Below are 16,800 nucleotides of genomic sequence, written 5' to 3' on the forward strand. Positions count from 1 at the left end.
ACGAATCGAGGGATTCATGAACAACTAGGAGAACTTAACCATAGTTATTAACGATTGATTAACCTTTTGGTGCCGATTTGAACTAGATCTAGTGGCTTTTCGATTAACGAGGCACAATTTTCTGGTGGAAAAGTTAACGCAAGTTTCGCACAAGGTCCCATCTGGGCTTGCCATATCGCAGTCTCGCCACAATTCGCAAATCGGCACAATCGTGACTGTCAAACAACCTTTGGCTGTTATTCACCGCAAAATTGTCGCGCATTAGGCGTCCAGTTTCCATAGCCCGTGGCCACCAGATTGGAGATGACGCGGCACACATAGCGCTTCTGCGCCGGGTCGTTGTTGGGGCCTGCATGGTATCTGGCAACAGCCATGGTCCATGTTTCATGGCGACCATGCAGATCGCTCAGGAAGCGTGCGGCGTATTCGACGTTGCGCCGGGGATCGAACATCGCCTCGACGGAGGTAAAATGTTCGCCGTGGAAGTGCTGGTTGATCTGCATACAGCCGACATCAATGAGGACTGCGCCGCCTTCCCGCGCCCGCTGAAAGGCTTCCAGCGCCTCGTCAAGATTGTCGAAATAGAAGGCCTTGCCCTCCACGTTCATCGCATAGGGCGCCAGGCTTCCCTTGCGACCGGTCTCAGTGAGACCAACCGAATAAAGGATGCCTTCGGGGACCCCATATTTGGCTGCGGCCGCACTGATCGCACCCTCACAGGCGCCCAGACTGGCCTGCACCTCAGACGTAAAGCTGATCAGGGCGAGCGTTGCGATTGCCGGAAACAGGGACGTCCGCCGCTTGAACCACACGCTCATCCGTCGTCCTCACCATATTGCCAGAGGTATCGCTGCGTTGCGACTGCCGTTCGTTGCCGGACTGGTTCCCGGACTGGAATGTCTGCTGTCCGGTCTGTTGGCTGGATTGCTGGTTCTGATTGCCGTTCTGTCCGGAATCAGTACCACGATCTGCCGGCGACATCTGCATGATGACCTGCACCTGATCGACCACAAGCCCTTGCGCCCGAAGCGCCTTCAACATGTCGCTCTGGTCGTTCTGGAGTTGGCGATAGGCAGCCGGATTGTCGACAGCCAGCTGAACACTGAGCTCCTCACCATTCAGTCTGAGCGTTGCCGTGACACTGCCGAGTTCGATCGGCGTCATCTGCAGCTTCAGGGTATGGACCACCTTCCCCTGGCTGGATTGGGCTGCGGCATTGGCAAGCTCCGAACCAGCCGACATGGCCGACACCCACTCACCGTCACCCAACATGGCAGCGGTAATTGAGGCGGCATTTGTCGTTGAAACGGGCGCAATATAGCGACGGCTATCAACCACGGTGACAGTTTCGACGACTTTCGGCTCGGTCTGCTCAGGACCTGCGGTTGTCTCGTTCCGGAGAAGCAGCGGCTGACCCTTGCCGTCTGCCCTGATGAAGCGGAAATCGCGATCCCCGTCAGACTGCTGTTCATCGGAAAGCGGAGCATCGCCCGGATCTTCGTTCTGGGCGACCATCGGAAGCCCGACGATCACCTTCTGCTCATCCTTGCCGGTCTTTTCGCCCTTGGCGACCTCTCCGGTCTTTTCGTTCACATCGGCCTGAGCGCTGGTCAGCAGTTGAAGCACGTCAGCGAGACCCGCGAGGGGGCCGTCTGTCGCGGGCGACCCTTCAGCGGTTGCCACCTCTGCCGCGATCTGATCGGTCGGGGTTGCGCTTGCCTCAGCCGGTTCCTTCCGGTCTCTGAAGGCCATCATCGCCTTGGCCAACTGGGCCTTGGTCTCCGGGTCCAACCCTTCGATCTCTACCTCCGGCTCCTTGGCGGCCGGTGTTTCGCCCTTGCCCTTAACCTGGGCCTTCGCCAAAGCCTTCATAAGGTCTTCGGTCGAGAGGTTATCAGGGAGAGCGTCGAGTTCGGCGAGCAAAGTATCATCAAGGACTTGCAGCGATCGCTCGCCAGTACGCAGAGGCGGTTTTGCAGACGCATCCTTGATTTCGGTATCCGGGGTCTGGCTGTCGTCGCTTGCGCGCTCTTGATTGGGCGCACCGGACTCCCGCTCACCCGACTTCGAAAGCACCTTCGAGAAGCTGCCTGTGTCGTCTGCCTTGTCGGCACGACTGGCTGACGGCGGTGACGCCGGGCCTTCCGATACAGGCAATCTGGGGGCTGAAAGTGCATCCATCATGTTACGGGCCTTCTTGGTTGAGAAGATCGTCAATTGCATCAAGCTTCGAACGACCGGACTCCACGAAGCTGCGAAGTTCCGGATCGATTTCAGCTTGCTGGGCTGGCGCAAGCGCCGGGTCCGCCGATGCTGGCTGCATTTCGGCGTTAGGGGCAGCGGCCGGCTCTGGGGCCGTCGCTGGTTGGGCAAACGGGTCCTGGAGATCCGGATCGATCGCGGCGGACTGTGCCTCAGCGCTGACGTCTGGCGCTGCTTGGCTTGCTATCGCAGGGCTCGGCATCGGCTCCGGCTCGCGTAGAACTTCCTTGGCAACGGTCTCGGCAGCCTGTCGCAATGCGCGGTCACGGGGCGACAAAACCTCCTCCGGCACCTGCATCAGAGCTTCCATGGCAGCACTGACATTTTCGGTCGGCACGCGAACCATGGTCCCATAGAGCCTTGCCAGCGCGTCGGCACCCTCTTCGCTTCCCGAAAGGAGCTTCGCCTGCTCCGCCGCCATGGTCGCCAAAGGTTTGCGACCGGCGATCGCGGCTTCCCGGGCAATTCGTAGATAGACCTCGCGCCGCCGGTCTGTGTCCATGTAGCCGAGCGTTGCTTCGATATCCTCGGGCTTCAGTACATCGTAGTGCTCGACGACAAAGCGGACAAAAAGATCGGCAAACTGGCTGGCGTAGGGGGAATAGAGAAAACGGCGCGCATAGCTGTTGGCGTAGAGCGAGGCCTTGTCGACGATCTTGGCATCAACCGCAACGGCGAGCGATCGGCGCAAAGCTGCCTCCTCGACAATGGTGCCAGGAGCCGTCAGACGGGCCCAGTCATAGAACTTGAGCGCAGCGGCCGGATCTCTTGTCAGGGTGACGTTACCTGCGACCAGCGCAAGATACGGACCGATCTTTTCGCTCTTGTATTCGGTGGCGATATCGGCGAGCGATTTGGCAATCAAGGTTCCCTTGCCACTCAGATACTTCCGTAAGACATCACTTACGCGGGTATCGAAATTGCCATCGATATCTCGGGCGACCAGAAACTCCAGAGTGGCGGGATTGCCCCCGCTCATCGCGTAGATCAGTGCCGCATCTACATTGCGCGGATCCTGAAACACTTTCGGATCGGCCGTGCGCAAACGCTCGTCAATCGTACTCAGCATGAAACGCTGCATCTCTGCAGCAGAATGATCTCCGCGCACCACCGTATCCTGAACGAATTGCAGCGAACGCAGCATGCGATACGGTTCGAGCGTCTCATCAACGGACTGCGCATGACCAATGGATGAGACCGAAAAGACGATCACACCGGACAACAGCAGTCGGAAGATGGAACGCTGGATGCGCATGATCACCCCTGCTCCGCTTCAATCAGGATCTCGATCCGTCGATTGGCATCGGCCAGCGGATCATCCGGAACCTGCAGGCGCCGATCGGCAAAGCCTGAAACCTGTTCGACACGGTCTTCGCTCAGACCACCACGAACGAGCATGTAGTAAGCGCTATGGGCGCGCGCCATGGACAGACGCCAGTTGTCGTTTTCAGTGCCCCGAAACTGGCGACCGTCGGTGTGGCCGCGAATGACAATACGGCCCGGCTTTTCCTGCAAGACCTGACCGAGCTTTTCCATCGCCAGCACCAGTTCGCGTCGCGGCACGGCCGAGCCGACATTGAACATGGCAGCGTCGGACTGGTCGCTGATGGTAACGAGGAGACCCCCTTCTGCGGGCGTGACGATCAGCCCTTCGGCGAGCTTTCCAGCGGCGCCACCAATCGCGTTCTCGATTTCGGCCTTGAGCTGATCTGCGGCGGCGAGCTGAACTTCCAGCTGAGCCTCGGCCGTTTCGGCGGCCGCTTCGGCTTGCTGGATCTCCTTGGCATCTTCCGGCTTATCCGCTGTCAGAGAGTCGCTCGGTGTCGTCTCGGGCTCAGGCCTTTGGCCCGGCACGACCAGCGCGATCTGCTGCTCGGGCTCCGTCAACGGCTCGGCTGGGTCCTGTGGCTGCTGCTCTGCAGTCTGAGCCTGTTCGGCTGGCGTCTGCGCATCTGTCGGTTCGCCCGGAGGGCCGTTGGCAGTCTGAACCTGCTGGGTCCAGAAATCAGGATCAAAGGGGTCGCGATAGGCTTCGCCACCCTGGGCGCCAGTCGAGGGACCGGAATCCGCTGCGCCCCCTTCACCCTTGGCACTCACATTCGCCTGCTGGCCGACTTCCTGCGCGATCTCGGCCAGGACCGAATAGGGATTTTCAAAGAAATCCGCTTCGGAATAATTGGCCTGGTCCCCTGAGGATGCCGTCTGATCGTCACCGGTTGCCGCAGCCGAACCGACCTTGTCCTGGTCTTCGTCGACCTCAGATCGCTCTTTCTTTTCCTCGCCTTCGCTCGTCTCAACCGGCTTTTCGAGCCCCTTCTCGGTGGGCTTTTCGTCGGCGAGCTTGATCGGATTGAAATAGCTGGCAACCGAGGCCTTCGTCTCCTCATTGGCGGCGTTGACCAGCCACATGACGAGGAAGAAGGCCATCATTGCGGTCATGAAGTCGGCATACGCAATCTTCCAGGCACCGCCATGGGCGCCATCGTGATCGCCTTTATGGCGCTTGACGATGATGATTTCGTTTTTGCCGTGGTGATGATTGTCTTCGCTCATCCCAGAACTTTCTTCAGGCTCGCAGTAAAGGCAGAGATCCGTGTAACGAGCGCGGCGTCGCCAAACTCGGCCGTCAGGTCGAGATCAGCACCCTCCGTGAAACGCAGGAAGTTTGCCTGTTCCGGCATCTCTGCCTGGAGCTTGTCGAACAGCTGGCGTGGGCCCGTAATGGTGATTGCACCCGCCTCTCCAGCTGATATCGCGGTCTGCAGAACCACAGAAAGATCCTTTATGGCTTTCTCGGCGAGAGCCTCGGCGATGACGGGCGCCAGGGCGACGGCGGCCTGCTCACTTACAGCCAGAGACAACTTCTGAATGACTTCCGACAATTTCACCGCGAGCACTGCAGCGAACTCTTCGCGCAGCTTCTGGTCACGCTCGGACAGGGCTTGTGCATGGGCGATCTCCATCGCCTGGCGATCGGCCTCGAAGCGTTCCATCGCCGCCTTTTCACCCGCCTCGTGTCCCTCGGCATAGGCTTCACGTCGGATGGCTTCGACATCAACCACTTGAACTTCGGGTTCGGGAAGTGCCGGAAAATCAAGGTCGAAAGCATCAACCGTGGGCATCTCGAAACTCGCCGGCGGCGATGGCGGCGGCGGTGCGTCGGTTGAGAAATCCTTGAGATAGCGGGCCAGAGGCATGCTCATCGGCAATCGCCTCCATCGGCGAGATATTGGAACCGGCAGGCACGTTCATGTGCGCAAAGAAGATCAAACATCAGCATATCCGTACGCGTTCTCTCATCTTCCGGGATCGATCGAAGTTCACTCGTCATGGACCGGGCATCACACGCCACGTCCTCTCGATGAAGCTAAGGGTTCAAACTTGCGCGAAGATGAATGGGGTCTGCGACGGCCTGCTTCAAAACGGCACAGAAACGCCGGATTCCAAAAGATCCGGCGTTTCAAGCGTTAGCGCTGGAAGAGGGTCAGGAGCTTCTCGGCGGCGGTGTTGGCAATCGAGAGTGCCTGGATACCGAGCTGCTGTTGGGTCTGGAGGGCCTTCAGACGGGTCGATTCCTCGTTCATGTTGGCATCGACCAGGCGTCCGATGCCCTTGTCGATCACGTTCATGAGGTTGGAAACGAAGTTGTCCTGCATTTCGATACGTGAGGTGATCGCGCCGAGCGTGGCTGCGGCGTCGGTCAACTGCTGGATCACATTGTCGACAACAGCAATCATATCGTCGAGAGTTGCTTTGTCGGTGGTTGTACTGATGGCAATCTCAGTGGCGCCAACGGGCGCCCCTCCCATGTCGAGCAGGAAGTATTCACGGGCGCCAGTCCCTGTGCCACGCAGTGCATCGGCATCAATCGCCTTGGTCAGAAATCCACGTGAGGCGTCGCCAGTATCGATCAGGACAGACTCTTCCGTGTCGAAATCGAGTGTGGTGACCTGGACGCTGCCGTCGGCGCCGCGAACGAAAGACGAGACAACCTGCTTCGTGCCGAGCTCAGCGGCATTCGTGTTGTACAACCAGTTTTCGCCAGAGAAGGAGGCAGACTGCGCCGCCGATATCAGCTGATTCTTCAGCTGCTTCATTTCCTCATTGATCTTGTTCTTGTCGACGCCCGGCTCGCTGGCCGCGACAAGCTTGGCCTTGATGGAAGACATGACATCGACAACGTTATCAAGCGCCGTGTAAGCGGTATCAACGGTTGCCGCACCAAGGCCCAGAGCGTCGGATACGGTGGAGAGCGCAGCATTGTCGGAGCGCATCGTCGTTGCGATGGACCAATAGCCAGCATTGTCGGCTGCGGTCTCTACCCGGTAGCCCGAGGAAACGCGTCGCTGGGTCGTCTCGAGGTTGTTGTCGATCGAACGAAGCGTCTGCAGCGCCGCCATTGCGGCTGCGTTGGTCATAATACTGGTCATGCTTGGTGCCCCTAAGCGTGTCGGACTGCACATCCGGCAGCTCGCCGGCGATACGGGTGGGCATCATGCTGACCGCTTAGCGCGCGGTCCCCGTCACTGTTAACAAATCGTTAACAGCGGCAGTTAACAAAGCGTTGCGGCATCTGACAAGGGCGGGCCACCGCTTTTGTCCAGGAAACGAAAACGTGAAAAGTTTCGCGCAAGCCACAAACGAAAATCCGCGCCTCTTGCGAGGCGCGGATTCACACCGAGCACATCCGACACCGTCAGGGCGGGACGAAGTCGCCCCTAGCCAGGGCGCCGCTTACTGACGGAAGAGTGTCAGGATGCTTTCGGAAGAGGTGTTGGCGATCGAGAGCGACTGGATGGCCAGCTGCTGTTGGGTCTGCAGTGCCTTCAGGCGGGTCGATTCTTCGTTCATGTCGGCATCGACGAGGCGGCCAATGCCGCTGTCGATCGAGTCAGTCAGCCCGGCCACGAAGTCTTCCTGCATGCCGATGCGCATGGAGATCGAGCCAAGGGCAGCTGCGGCACTGGTCATCTGCTGCAGGCCGTACTCTACGAAAGCAAGAGCTTCCTGCATGCCTGCCGTCGTCAAGCTGGTGATGACCAATGTGTTGATAGACATGGTGCCAATTTCGGTAGCACCAGTGCCTGCCGCGCCATCGTTATCCCAGTCCACTTCGTTGTCGAAGGTCGAAGACACGCTACCCAGGATACCCGAATCATAGTCAATGAGGCCGCTCACATCGCCACCAAACAGGACGGTCATGCCGTCCGTGGTCGTGGCATCGAGAGAGTAGGTGGTCGTGGAAACCGACACATTCCCATTCGAGTCGCGGATAAATCCAGAAACGACAGTCACGTCGGCGGGCTGCGTTACTGTATCGGGACCCGTTGCCACCCAGTTCTGGCCGCTGAAGCTGGCAGATTCGGAGATCGAGCGCAGCTGTTCCTGCAACTGGTCGATTTCTTCCTGGATCTTGTTCTTGTCGACGCCTTCTTCTGTGGCGGCAACGACCTTCGCCTTGATTTCCTTAACGACTTCGATGGCGCTTTCCATCGCGGCGTAAGCCGTGTCGATCTTGGCTGCACCGAGACCCAGCGCATCCTGAACGGCGGAGAGTGCCATGTTGTCTGATCGCATGGTGGTCGCAATCGACCAGTAAGCGGCATTGTCAGCTGCCCCACCAACGCGAAGGCCGGAGGATACACGCGCCTGGGTATCCTGCATCTTCGAGTCAAGCGAGCGGAGTGTCTGTAGTGCAGCCATCGCTGCATTGTTCGTCAAAATGCTGGTCACGGTCGTGTCCCTTAAATGGCTAGTTCTGGGGACATCCCGGTCTTTCCGGGAACGATGACGCGGCTTAATGCCCTTAACCATTTCTTCGTCTTGGTTAACTCATCGTTACATGTGACCTGTGTAGCGGTCTTATGGTTAACAGATGGTTAAGGAGGCACAAAAAAGTCGTTAAGACGCAAAAAGCCGCCCCGGAGGGCGGCTTCGATGCTGAAACTCTTCAGTCTTAACGGAAGAGCGAGAGGATAACTTCCGAAGAAGAATTCGCGATCGAGAGCGACTGGACAGCCAGCTGCTGCTGGGTCTGCAGGGCCTTGAGACGGGTGGATTCTTCGTTCATGTCCGCATCGACCAAGCGGCCGATACCGGAGTCGAGCGAGTCGGACAGCTTTTCAGCGAAATCTTCCTGCAGTTCGATACGCATGGAGATTGAGCCGAGTTCCGCACCAGCACTGGTCATCGAGGCAAGCGCCTCATCGACGAGCGTCAATGCTTCTGCCATTTCAGCACCGTCGAAGCCCGAGATGTCGAGTTCGAATACGGACACGTTGATCGTGGCGCCACCGGCAGTGCCGAGGATGCCCGAGGTGTCGAGAATGCCGCCAGAACCGTCACCACCGAAGAGCAGGGTGCCGTCTGCAGCGTCCGTCAGCGCGTAAGTCGTCGTCTTGACGGATACAGCATTGTTGGCGTCACGGACGAAGCCCGATACGACGGTTACGTTCCCGGCGTCACCGGCAATCCAGTTTTCGCCGCTGAAGGAAGCGGATTCGGCAATCGACATCAGCTGTTCCTGGAGCTGAGCGATTTCTTCCTGAACCTTTTCCTTGTCAACGCCTTCTTCAGTTGCGGTGACCAGCTTGGACTTGATTTCCTTCACAACCTCGATTGCCGATTCCATACCGGCATAGGCGGTGTCGATCTTGGAGGCGCCGAGGCCAAGGGCGTCGGAAACGGCGGACAGCGCCATGTTGTCAGAACGCATCGTGGTAGCGATCGACCAATAGGCGGCGTTGTCGGAGGCTTCACCGACGCGGAGACCGGACGATACGCGGCCCTGGGTGTCTTCCATGCTGCTGCCGATCGAGCGCAGCGTCTGGAGTGCCGACATTGCGGCGACATTGGTAAGAATGCTCGTCATAGTAGTGTTGCCCCTTGAATGGCTGACTAAGAAGGGACATTCCGGGCTCACCGGTAAGGGCGCACAGCATCATGCCTGCTAACTGGCTGATTTTAAAACGTTAGCTCGCCGCTTCGATAGGCCTAGATAAAACTATCAAGGTTAACGAAGACCTAAACGAAGACTGGGCCTGACGATTTTCCGAAATTTTTCTGCAACTCTTGCGCGTGCGCGCGCGTGCCAGATTAAGATTAATAAAACGCAAAGGCCGCGTTCGTTTTTTGAACGCGGCCTTCGTGTAGCTTCCGTTCCGGATCAGCCTCCGGAGGGTTGAGCTTTCCCTTCGCACGCCTCTGGTCAGCCACCAAGGCATACCGGCGATGGGATAGGCTGGCCGGCCCTTACGGGCCGACCTCATGGTACGATTAACGGAAGAGCGACAGGATGTTCTGCGAGTCGTTGTTGGCGATCGACAGCGCCTGGATCGCCAGCTGCTGCTGGGTCTGCAGGGCCTTGAGGCGGGTCGACTCTTCGTTCATGTCGGCGTCGATGAGACGGCCAACGCCGGTCTCGATGGCGTCAGACAGCTTTTCGGAGAACTCGCTCTGGAGATCGACGCGTGCCGAAATCGAGCCGAGAACCGCACCGGCGCTGACCATAGACGTCAGGGCGGTTTCGACGTCCGTCAGCAGTTCATCAATTTCATCGCTCGTCGTCGTGTCGCTGATCGTGAAACCAACAACGCTTTCACCGCTGACTGCACCAGCAGCGCCGAGAATACCGGTTTCTTCATCGATCACACCGGCGTTGTCAGCGGTAAACAGCAGGTTTGTCGCCGCATCGAGGGTGATGCTCGTCGACTTGACCGAAACCGTGTTGTCGGCGGCGCGTGTAAAGCCCGTCACGACGGTCACGTCGCCTGCTTCAGCAGCAAGCCAGTTCTGACCGTTGAACGATGCGGATTCGGCGATCGAGGTCAGCTGCTCCTGAAGCTGCGTGATTTCTTCCTGGATCTTGCCCTTATCGACGCCATCTTCCTTGGCGGCAACCAGCTTCTTCTTGATTTCCTTCACGACGTCAATTGCTGCCTCCATACCGGCATAGGCAGTATCAACCTTGGCGGCGCCGACGCCGAGTGCATCGGTAACGGCCGAGAGGGCCATGTTGTCAGACTTCATGGTCATCGAGATCGACCAATAGGCTGCGTTGTCAGACGCCTTGGAAACCTTCATGCCGGTCGAGATGGCACTCTGCGTCGATTCCATGCTGGATGCGATCGAACGCAGGGTAGAAAGCGCGGACATCGCGCTGGAGTTGGTCAGAATGCTGGCCATGTCTATTTGTCCCTTAAAACGAGATACAAGAGGGGACATACCGGACTTACTAAACTTACCGGTCACGAGCGTGCGGCATCATGCCATTTGGTATTTTTCTTAATTACCAGACCCGTCGTGCGAGCTCCAAACTCGCAGCGAATTCTTGCCAAGTCATTTAGATTCGACACCAGGTCCGTGGCCGGTGAGAACGTAGTGAATCGTCGGTAATCTGGCGTGGTAAACCATGTGCAAACGCACGTGGTTAACGCTTAGGCAAACGAGCGGACGAGGCTTCCCACGAGCAGGTTCCAGCCGTCGATCAAGACGAAAAACAGGATCTTGAAAGGGAGGGAAATCGAGGTCGGCGGCAGCATCATCATACCCATCGCCATCGTGATTGTTGCGACAACCATGTCGATGACGAGGAAGGGCAAAATGATCAGAAAGCCGATTTCGAAGCCGCGACGGATTTCGGAGAGCATGAACGCCGGGATCAGGACGCGGTAGTCGATCTTGCCGTCTACGATCGTGGCCTGGCCCCGCTCATTGGCGATGTCGACGAACAGTGCCAGATCCTTGTCGCGGGTGTTGGCGGTCATGAAATCGCGGAACGGCTCGGCAATCAGGGCGACGGCCTGCGCTTCGGTGACCTGACTGTTCAGCAAGGGCTGGACCCCCTCGCGCCAGGATCGATCCATGGTCGGAGCCATGACATAGAACGTCATGAACAGCGCCATACTGGTGAGGATCATGTTGGAAGGGGTCGTCGCAAGCCCCATGCCGGAGCGCAAAATCGAAAAGGCAATGATGAAGCGCGGGAAACTGGTGACCATGATCAGAATGCCCGGCGCGATCGACAGCACCGTGAGCAGACCGAAGGTACGAATGATCCACGCCGCCACCGATCCATCGATCGGGGTGTTGAAGATATCCGTCGGCAACTGCTGGGCCACAGCCAGTTGCGGCGCCATCATCATGACGGCGACGATGAGTAGAAACCGAATCATTCGATCACGAGTGTTCTGAACATCACCTTGGATACGCGGCCTTCCGAGCGCAGGTCAACTCGCTCCTGAAGGTCATCCTTGAGATATTGAAAGCCGCGCGGCCCCTCGACCTGCTGCAGTGATACCGTACGCATATAAGCCAGAATATCCTGGTGGACCGCTTCGGCGATCTGCACGTCCGGCGGACCGTTGAACATCAGAGCCACTTCAATGCGGATCCAGTTCTCCGAGGGATAAGCGAGGTTGGTGGTGATCGGCTCAAGAGCCACAACGCCGTTTGCCTCGGTGGAGATCTTGGGCAGGCCCTCTTCCTCCTTACCGCCCTTTTTCTCCCCCTCGGCGGCGGCCGCCTCCTCCGCCGCTTTCGCAGCATCGGCGGCCTGCTTGACCTGCGGAGCCAGCATGTTGCCGATGACCCAACCGCCGCCGCCGCCGACGGCGGTCAGCACCACCAGCGGGATGACGAGCGCCATAAGGCCCGACTTCTTCTTGCCTGCGCCTTCCTGGCCTTCTTCCATGTCCCTAAACCTCCCTCGCGTCAGAACGGCGAGTAGATATCGACAACCTGCTGGCCGATCGGCGGCTGCTGGACTTCGGTCAGGCGACCACGTCCACCATAAGAAATGCGCGCCTCGGCAATCCGGTCATAGGAGATCTCGTTGTCGGCATTGACATCCTGCGGTCGAACGATACCCGCGACGTTGAGGATGCGCAATTCGTGATTGACGCGGACTTCCTGCGATCCACTGATCAGCAAGTTGCCGTTTTCCAGCACACCGGTGACGACGGCGGCAACGAGCAGGTTCAGTCGTTCCGAACGCTCTGTTGAACCTCTGCCTGAAGAGCTTGTCGTCGAGTCGGTCGATAGGTCGCCAGTGGTCCCCGCCTCGGTCGAGAAGCCAAGGAAATTCGAGATCTCCGCGCCCCAGGTGAGGCCCGTGTTGTTGTCGCGACTGCGGTCGGTCTCGTTGTTGAACGAGGCCCGGTCATTGATCTCGATATTGACCGTCAGGATGTCACCGACGTTGAGCGCACGGGCATCCTTGAACAGAGCCGACTGACTGTCACTCCAGAGGGAGTACCCGCTGGCCGTCTGCGCCTGCTGCTTCGGATACATGGCCATCTGCGGTGTCTGACTGTAACGCAGCCCGGACCCGATGGGGCTCATCGACGGCGCATTGCCGATTTCCTTGATGGTCTGACTCTGGCAGCCGGCGAGGAGGAGAATGGCCAGCAGTGCCGGATAACGCTTCATCATGACGGGTCCTTCGAGGTATTGGGGTCGCCGGCACTCGACATGATCGAAGCGACCTGGGCCGCTCTTTCAGGACTCATCTCAGTGAGAATAAGGCTCGACTGGCGGGGAGGCAGTTTCATGATGATGGCCGCCGCGAGGAGCACATTCGTCTCCTCGAGCTGGGGTGCTGCCGCATCCGGCGCCATCTTTCTGTAGATTTCGACCAGCTGCCCTTCGGCTTGCTTCATGAACTCGTTGCGACGGGTCAGCCAGTCTTCATACTCGGTGCGACGCTGTTCCAAAATGGCGATGCGGCTGTCCACATCGGCCTGCAGCTTTTCAAGCTCCTGCTTCTGGAGCAGATAGCGCTGATCGCGTGCGGCATCGGCAATCCCTGTGCAGAACTGCCGGATCTCCGCCTCTGTGGGGCTTTCGGCAGGTTGCTGCTGCCCGACGGCCGTTTGGGCGAACGCCGGCAGCGTGGCAATCGCCACGATCAGGGCCGTGTTGCGAAGAACGGTCCGGGACAGGCCATAAAAGCGCGTGTTTATCATTGCAGGACGAGCTCCGCTTGCAGTGCTCCGGCAGACTTGATGCCCTGGAGGATTGCGATGACACCATCCGGCTTGACGCCGATGCTGTTCAGACCACTGACGAGGGTTCGCAAATCCGGGCCCTCGACGATGGCCATCTGATCGCCCTCTCGGCGGATGGAGATATCCGTCTGCGGCTGGACCGCCGTTTCGCCGAGCGAAAACGGTTCTGGCTGGATGACCTGGGGGGTTTCCTGGACCTGGACCGTCAGGGTCCCGTAGCTCACGGCAACACGAGAGACGCGAACATCTGCGCCAATGACGATGGTTCCGGTTCGTTCATTGATAACGACACGCGCCGGCGAGTCGGTCGTTACGACCAGATTTTCTATATCGGCCATCAAGCGGGCAAGATCTGCCGTGCGGGGACGCTGGACAACGACTTCCTGGCTGTCACGCGCTTCCGCAATCGGCGCACCATAATTGGCCGCTGCATAGGCGTTGATCGTATCGGCTATGCGCAGCGACGTCGTGAAATCGGGATTGCGAAGCTGCAGGACCAGATTGACACTGTCCTTGAACTTCGAAGGCAGTTCCCTTTCGATGATCGCGCCGGTCGGGACGCGGGCGGACGTTGTGATGCCTTCCTGAACGCTGGCTGCCGCGCCCTGCGCACTGATACCGGATACGACAACCGAGCCCTGGGCCACGGCATAAATCTGGCCATCAGCGCCAGTCAGCGAGGTCATGACCAGCGTGCCGCCGCGCAAGGATGTGGCGTCACCCAGCGAGCTCACAGTGACATCGATCCGGCTGCCGGGGCTTGCAAAGGGCGGAAGGTTTGCGGTCACCATGACGGCCGCAACGTTCGTGGCGTTCGATTGTCCGCCTTGGGTCGATATGCCGAGGTTCTGCAACATCGCGCGCATCGATTGCTCGGTGAAAGGCGAGGAACGCAGGCTATCGCCGGTGCCCTGAAGACCCACCACGAGTCCATAGCCGATCAACTGATTGTCCCGCCCGGACTGCAACGAAGCGATATCCTTGATGCGCGAATTGGCGCTGATCGCTGGCTGCAACGGAGCCATGACCAGCGCCAGTGCGCAAAGCGCGATCCGCATAGGAGCCATCATTCTCATTTTGCCATCACCTGTACCGTACCGTCGGCCATGACCGTGCCGGAGACGATCGAGCCGGAATCGATGTTACGTACTTTCACGATCTCACCGACGGATGCGTCGGCAAGCGGTGTTCCACTTGCGCTGATCAGCATGTTGCCGATCGCAAACGTCAGCCGGACACTGCTGCCACGCTTGACCGCGAAGGCTTCCCGCAATCCGTGGACCGGAATGGTGCGACCCGGCAGCAAGGTGCGCTTTGCCACCATGCCAACCACTTCCTCCTTGGTGCGGGCATAGCCGCCAGCGAGATTGGGATTGGTCACGGCCACGACGTCGAGCTGTTCGGAGGAAATGGTTTCGCCGGGATAGATCACCTGCTTGGGGATCACGGCCGTGTTCTGCGCCAGTGCAATGCCCGCGCCAAAGCCCAGCGCGGCAGCTGCGAAAGCGACTGCACGCAAGGCATGTCCGATTTTCCGGCGAAACCTCATGTTTGCCTCCAGTTGTCTTACTTGAGGTTCTTGCTGACGATCTGAGCCATCTCGTCGGCGGTGGTGATGACCTTGGAATTCATCTCGTAGGCGCGCTGGGCGGAAATCATGTCCGTGATTTCCTTCACCGAATCGACGTTCGAGGCTTCGAGATAGGACTGCTTGATGTAGCCGAAGCCCGGATCCTCGGGGGCGCCGACAATGGCAGCACCCGAGGCTGCCGTCTCTGCGAAGAGGTTGTCACCCAGCGGCTTCAGACCGGCTTCGTTGACGAAGTTGGCGATCGTCAGCTGCCCAAGCTCGGTGTAATCAGCATCATTGCCGATGCGCGCCTGCACCTGGCCGGTGCGGCTGATGATGACTTCGCTGGCATCCTGGGGAATCGTGATCTGCGGCGTGACGAGATAGCCGTCGATGGTGACCAACTGGCCCTCGGCATTCATGTTGAAGGCGCCGGAACGGCTGTAGAGGGTTGTACCATCCGGGCTTTCGATCTGGAACCAGCCACGGCCAACCAAGGAAAGGTCGAGTTCGTTGCCGGTTTGGGTGAGCTGTCCCTGGGTGTGAATGTTGCGGACGGCCGCCGTCTGCACACCGAGACCGATATTGGCACCCTCGGGCACAATGGCCTGGTTGGCACGGTTTGGAACGCCCTGAGCGCGCTCGGTCTGGTAGAGCAAGTCCGAGAACTCAGCACGCGCACGCTTGAAGCCGGTCGTGTTGATGTTCGCGATGTTGTTGGCGATGACTTCGAGATTGGTCTGCTGGGCGTCCATACCCGTGGCTGCGATGGCGAGCGCTCTCATAGTTCGGTACCCCTGTCAGATCTGCATCTTGGTGATTTCGAGATAGGCGTTGACGACCTTGTCGCGGAACGCGATCGCCGTCTGGAGCGACTGTTCGGCCTGCATGACGGCGTCAACAACCTCGCGGGTGTTGGCTCTGCCCATCAATCCTTCGAAGGAGGTATGCTCCGCCTGCTTGAGGTTGTTGGCAGCATCCGTTGCGATGTTGCTCAGCGCGGCCATGAAGGTCTCGCCGGTCATGGTGCCAGGCGTGGAGCCCTCTGTCGTAAGGCCGCGCGTCGACATGGAACTGGACAGTGAGTCCAGCCCGTTCAAGCTCGAAAGCGCACTGGTCTTGGTGATGGATTCGATCATTGCGAGGCCCTCAGAAGCGCGATTGTTGCGGAGATCATTTCCCGTGTCTGCTTGATCGTCTGCAGGTTGGCTTCATATGTCCGGTTGGACTCACGCATGTCGCCCATTTCAATCAGGATGTTGACGTTCGGCATCTTGACGATGCCGCGTTCGTCGGCTGCCGGGTTGCCTGGGTCATATTCCTCGATGAAGTCGCCCTGATCGACGCCGAGCTTCTTGACCTCGACCGTTTCAGCACCAGTCACACGGTCCAGCTCCGAGCCGAAGGTGACCGTCTTGCGCCGATAGGGGTCAGCGCCCGGGGTGTCGCCCGTGGTGCGAGCGTTGGCGATGTTTTCCGATACGATGCGAAGGCGGGTCGATTGGGCTTCAAGCCCGCTTCCTGCAACCCGCAAAGTTGCCAGCAATGGATCACTCATCAGCGTTTCACCGTCATTAGCATCATGCGATGGAAGGAAGACACGAGCGAGGTGTTGAGCTCGTGGTTGCGCTTGTTCTCGCCGGTCTTTCTAAGTTCCTGGGCCAGGGCAACAGTGTTGCCGGACTCCTGGATGCCGATCTCGTTGTTGAGATCTTCCTCTTCTACGGCGATGTTGCGATCACTGAAGTCAGCGGCGGCCATATGGCCGGGCTGGGTCACGGCCATGCCCTGCACTGTGCCCGTCTTTTCGAGGACTGCGCTGAAGGGCGTGATATCCTTGGCCAGATATTTGGGCGTGTTGGCGTTGGCGATGTTGGTCGCAACGACCTGCTGGCGGACAGAAAGCCATTCGGCCTGTCGAGATGCCAGCTCGAACAACTGGATGGGATTCATTCACATCAC

19 protein-coding genes are annotated in these 16,800 nt (G+C 58.8%); all 19 read right to left on the reverse strand.

Features of this window, described 5'->3' with window-relative positions; translation table 11 throughout:
* Nucleotides 1-236: 236 nt before the first annotated feature.
* The gene (locus tag AC1PUL_RS14655; RefSeq protein WP_480464883.1) at nt 237-818 is read right to left on the reverse strand and encodes a transglycosylase SLT domain-containing protein; all 582 of its coding nucleotides are present in this window, start codon (nt 816-818) and stop codon (nt 237-239) included.
* Complete coding sequence (fliK, locus tag AC1PUL_RS14660; RefSeq protein WP_480464884.1) at nt 742-2,184, reverse strand: flagellar hook-length control protein FliK; 1,443 nt, start codon at nt 2,182-2,184, stop codon at nt 742-744. The genes AC1PUL_RS14655 and fliK overlap by 77 nt, the downstream gene beginning before the upstream one ends.
* Before the next feature lies 1 nt (nt 2,185).
* Nucleotides 2,186-3,517: a chemotaxis protein MotC gene (gene motC, locus AC1PUL_RS14665; protein ID WP_480464885.1), complete on the reverse strand. Its 1,332-nt coding sequence runs from the start codon at nt 3,515-3,517 to the stop codon at nt 2,186-2,188.
* A gap of 2 nt (nt 3,518-3,519) precedes the next feature.
* A complete protein-coding gene (locus tag AC1PUL_RS14670; RefSeq protein ID WP_480464886.1) occupies nt 3,520-4,815 on the reverse strand; it encodes a MotB family protein in 1,296 nt (431 codons plus the stop codon).
* Nucleotides 4,812-5,465, reverse strand: coding sequence for a FliH/SctL family protein (locus AC1PUL_RS14675; protein ID WP_480464887.1), 654 nt, complete (start codon nt 5,463-5,465; stop codon nt 4,812-4,814). Before AC1PUL_RS14675 ends, AC1PUL_RS14670 begins: the two co-directional genes overlap by 4 nt.
* Nucleotides 5,466-5,729: 264 nt before the next feature.
* The gene (locus AC1PUL_RS14680; RefSeq protein ID WP_480464888.1) at nt 5,730-6,692 is read right to left on the reverse strand and encodes a flagellin N-terminal helical domain-containing protein; all 963 of its coding nucleotides are present in this window, start codon (nt 6,690-6,692) and stop codon (nt 5,730-5,732) included.
* Between the two features lie 304 nt (nt 6,693-6,996).
* Nucleotides 6,997-7,995: a flagellin N-terminal helical domain-containing protein gene (locus AC1PUL_RS14685; protein WP_480464889.1), complete on the reverse strand. Its 999-nt coding sequence runs from the start codon at nt 7,993-7,995 to the stop codon at nt 6,997-6,999.
* A gap of 223 nt (nt 7,996-8,218) precedes the next feature.
* Nucleotides 8,219-9,133, reverse strand: coding sequence for a flagellin N-terminal helical domain-containing protein (locus tag AC1PUL_RS14690; protein ID WP_480464890.1), 915 nt, complete (start codon nt 9,131-9,133; stop codon nt 8,219-8,221).
* Between the two features lie 404 nt (nt 9,134-9,537).
* Nucleotides 9,538-10,446 (reverse strand): flagellin N-terminal helical domain-containing protein, encoded by a 909-nt coding sequence (locus tag AC1PUL_RS14695; protein ID WP_480464891.1) that lies wholly within the window; start codon nt 10,444-10,446, stop codon nt 9,538-9,540.
* Between the two features lie 251 nt (nt 10,447-10,697).
* Nucleotides 10,698-11,435, reverse strand: coding sequence for a flagellar type III secretion system pore protein FliP (fliP, locus tag AC1PUL_RS14700; RefSeq protein WP_480464892.1), 738 nt, complete (start codon nt 11,433-11,435; stop codon nt 10,698-10,700).
* Nucleotides 11,432-11,953 carry a flagellar basal body-associated FliL family protein gene (locus AC1PUL_RS14705; protein WP_480464893.1) on the reverse strand — a complete coding sequence of 174 codons (522 nt, stop codon included), beginning with the start codon at nt 11,951-11,953 and terminating at the stop codon, nt 11,432-11,434. The genes fliP and AC1PUL_RS14705 overlap by 4 nt, the downstream gene beginning before the upstream one ends.
* 20 nt (nt 11,954-11,973) lie before the next feature.
* Complete coding sequence (flgH, locus tag AC1PUL_RS14710; protein ID WP_480464894.1) at nt 11,974-12,693, reverse strand: flagellar basal body L-ring protein FlgH; 720 nt, start codon at nt 12,691-12,693, stop codon at nt 11,974-11,976.
* Nucleotides 12,690-13,226: a MotE family protein gene (locus AC1PUL_RS14715; RefSeq protein ID WP_480464895.1), complete on the reverse strand. Its 537-nt coding sequence runs from the start codon at nt 13,224-13,226 to the stop codon at nt 12,690-12,692. The genes flgH and AC1PUL_RS14715 overlap by 4 nt, the downstream gene beginning before the upstream one ends.
* Nucleotides 13,223-14,326: a flagellar basal body P-ring protein FlgI gene (locus tag AC1PUL_RS14720; protein WP_480468590.1), complete on the reverse strand. Its 1,104-nt coding sequence runs from the start codon at nt 14,324-14,326 to the stop codon at nt 13,223-13,225. Before AC1PUL_RS14720 ends, AC1PUL_RS14715 begins: the two co-directional genes overlap by 4 nt.
* A 14-nt stretch (nt 14,327-14,340) precedes the next feature.
* Nucleotides 14,341-14,817: a flagellar basal body P-ring formation chaperone FlgA gene (gene flgA / locus AC1PUL_RS14725; RefSeq protein ID WP_480464896.1), complete on the reverse strand. Its 477-nt coding sequence runs from the start codon at nt 14,815-14,817 to the stop codon at nt 14,341-14,343.
* A gap of 17 nt (nt 14,818-14,834) precedes the next feature.
* Nucleotides 14,835-15,623: a flagellar basal-body rod protein FlgG gene (gene flgG / locus AC1PUL_RS14730; protein ID WP_480464897.1), complete on the reverse strand. Its 789-nt coding sequence runs from the start codon at nt 15,621-15,623 to the stop codon at nt 14,835-14,837.
* Between the two features lie 15 nt (nt 15,624-15,638).
* Nucleotides 15,639-15,977, reverse strand: a complete 339-nt coding sequence (fliE, locus tag AC1PUL_RS14735; protein ID WP_480464898.1) for a flagellar hook-basal body complex protein FliE — start codon at nt 15,975-15,977, stop codon at nt 15,639-15,641.
* Complete coding sequence (gene flgC, locus AC1PUL_RS14740) at nt 15,974-16,396, reverse strand: flagellar basal body rod protein FlgC (protein ID WP_480464899.1); 423 nt, start codon at nt 16,394-16,396, stop codon at nt 15,974-15,976. Before flgC ends, fliE begins: the two co-directional genes overlap by 4 nt.
* Nucleotides 16,396-16,791 carry a flagellar basal body rod protein FlgB gene (gene flgB, locus AC1PUL_RS14745; RefSeq protein WP_480464900.1) on the reverse strand — a complete coding sequence of 132 codons (396 nt, stop codon included), beginning with the start codon at nt 16,789-16,791 and terminating at the stop codon, nt 16,396-16,398. Before flgB ends, flgC begins: the two co-directional genes overlap by 1 nt.
* Nucleotides 16,792-16,800 lie beyond the last annotated feature (9 nt).

The sequence above is a fragment of the Rhizobium sp. P43 genome, assembly GCF_056730705.1.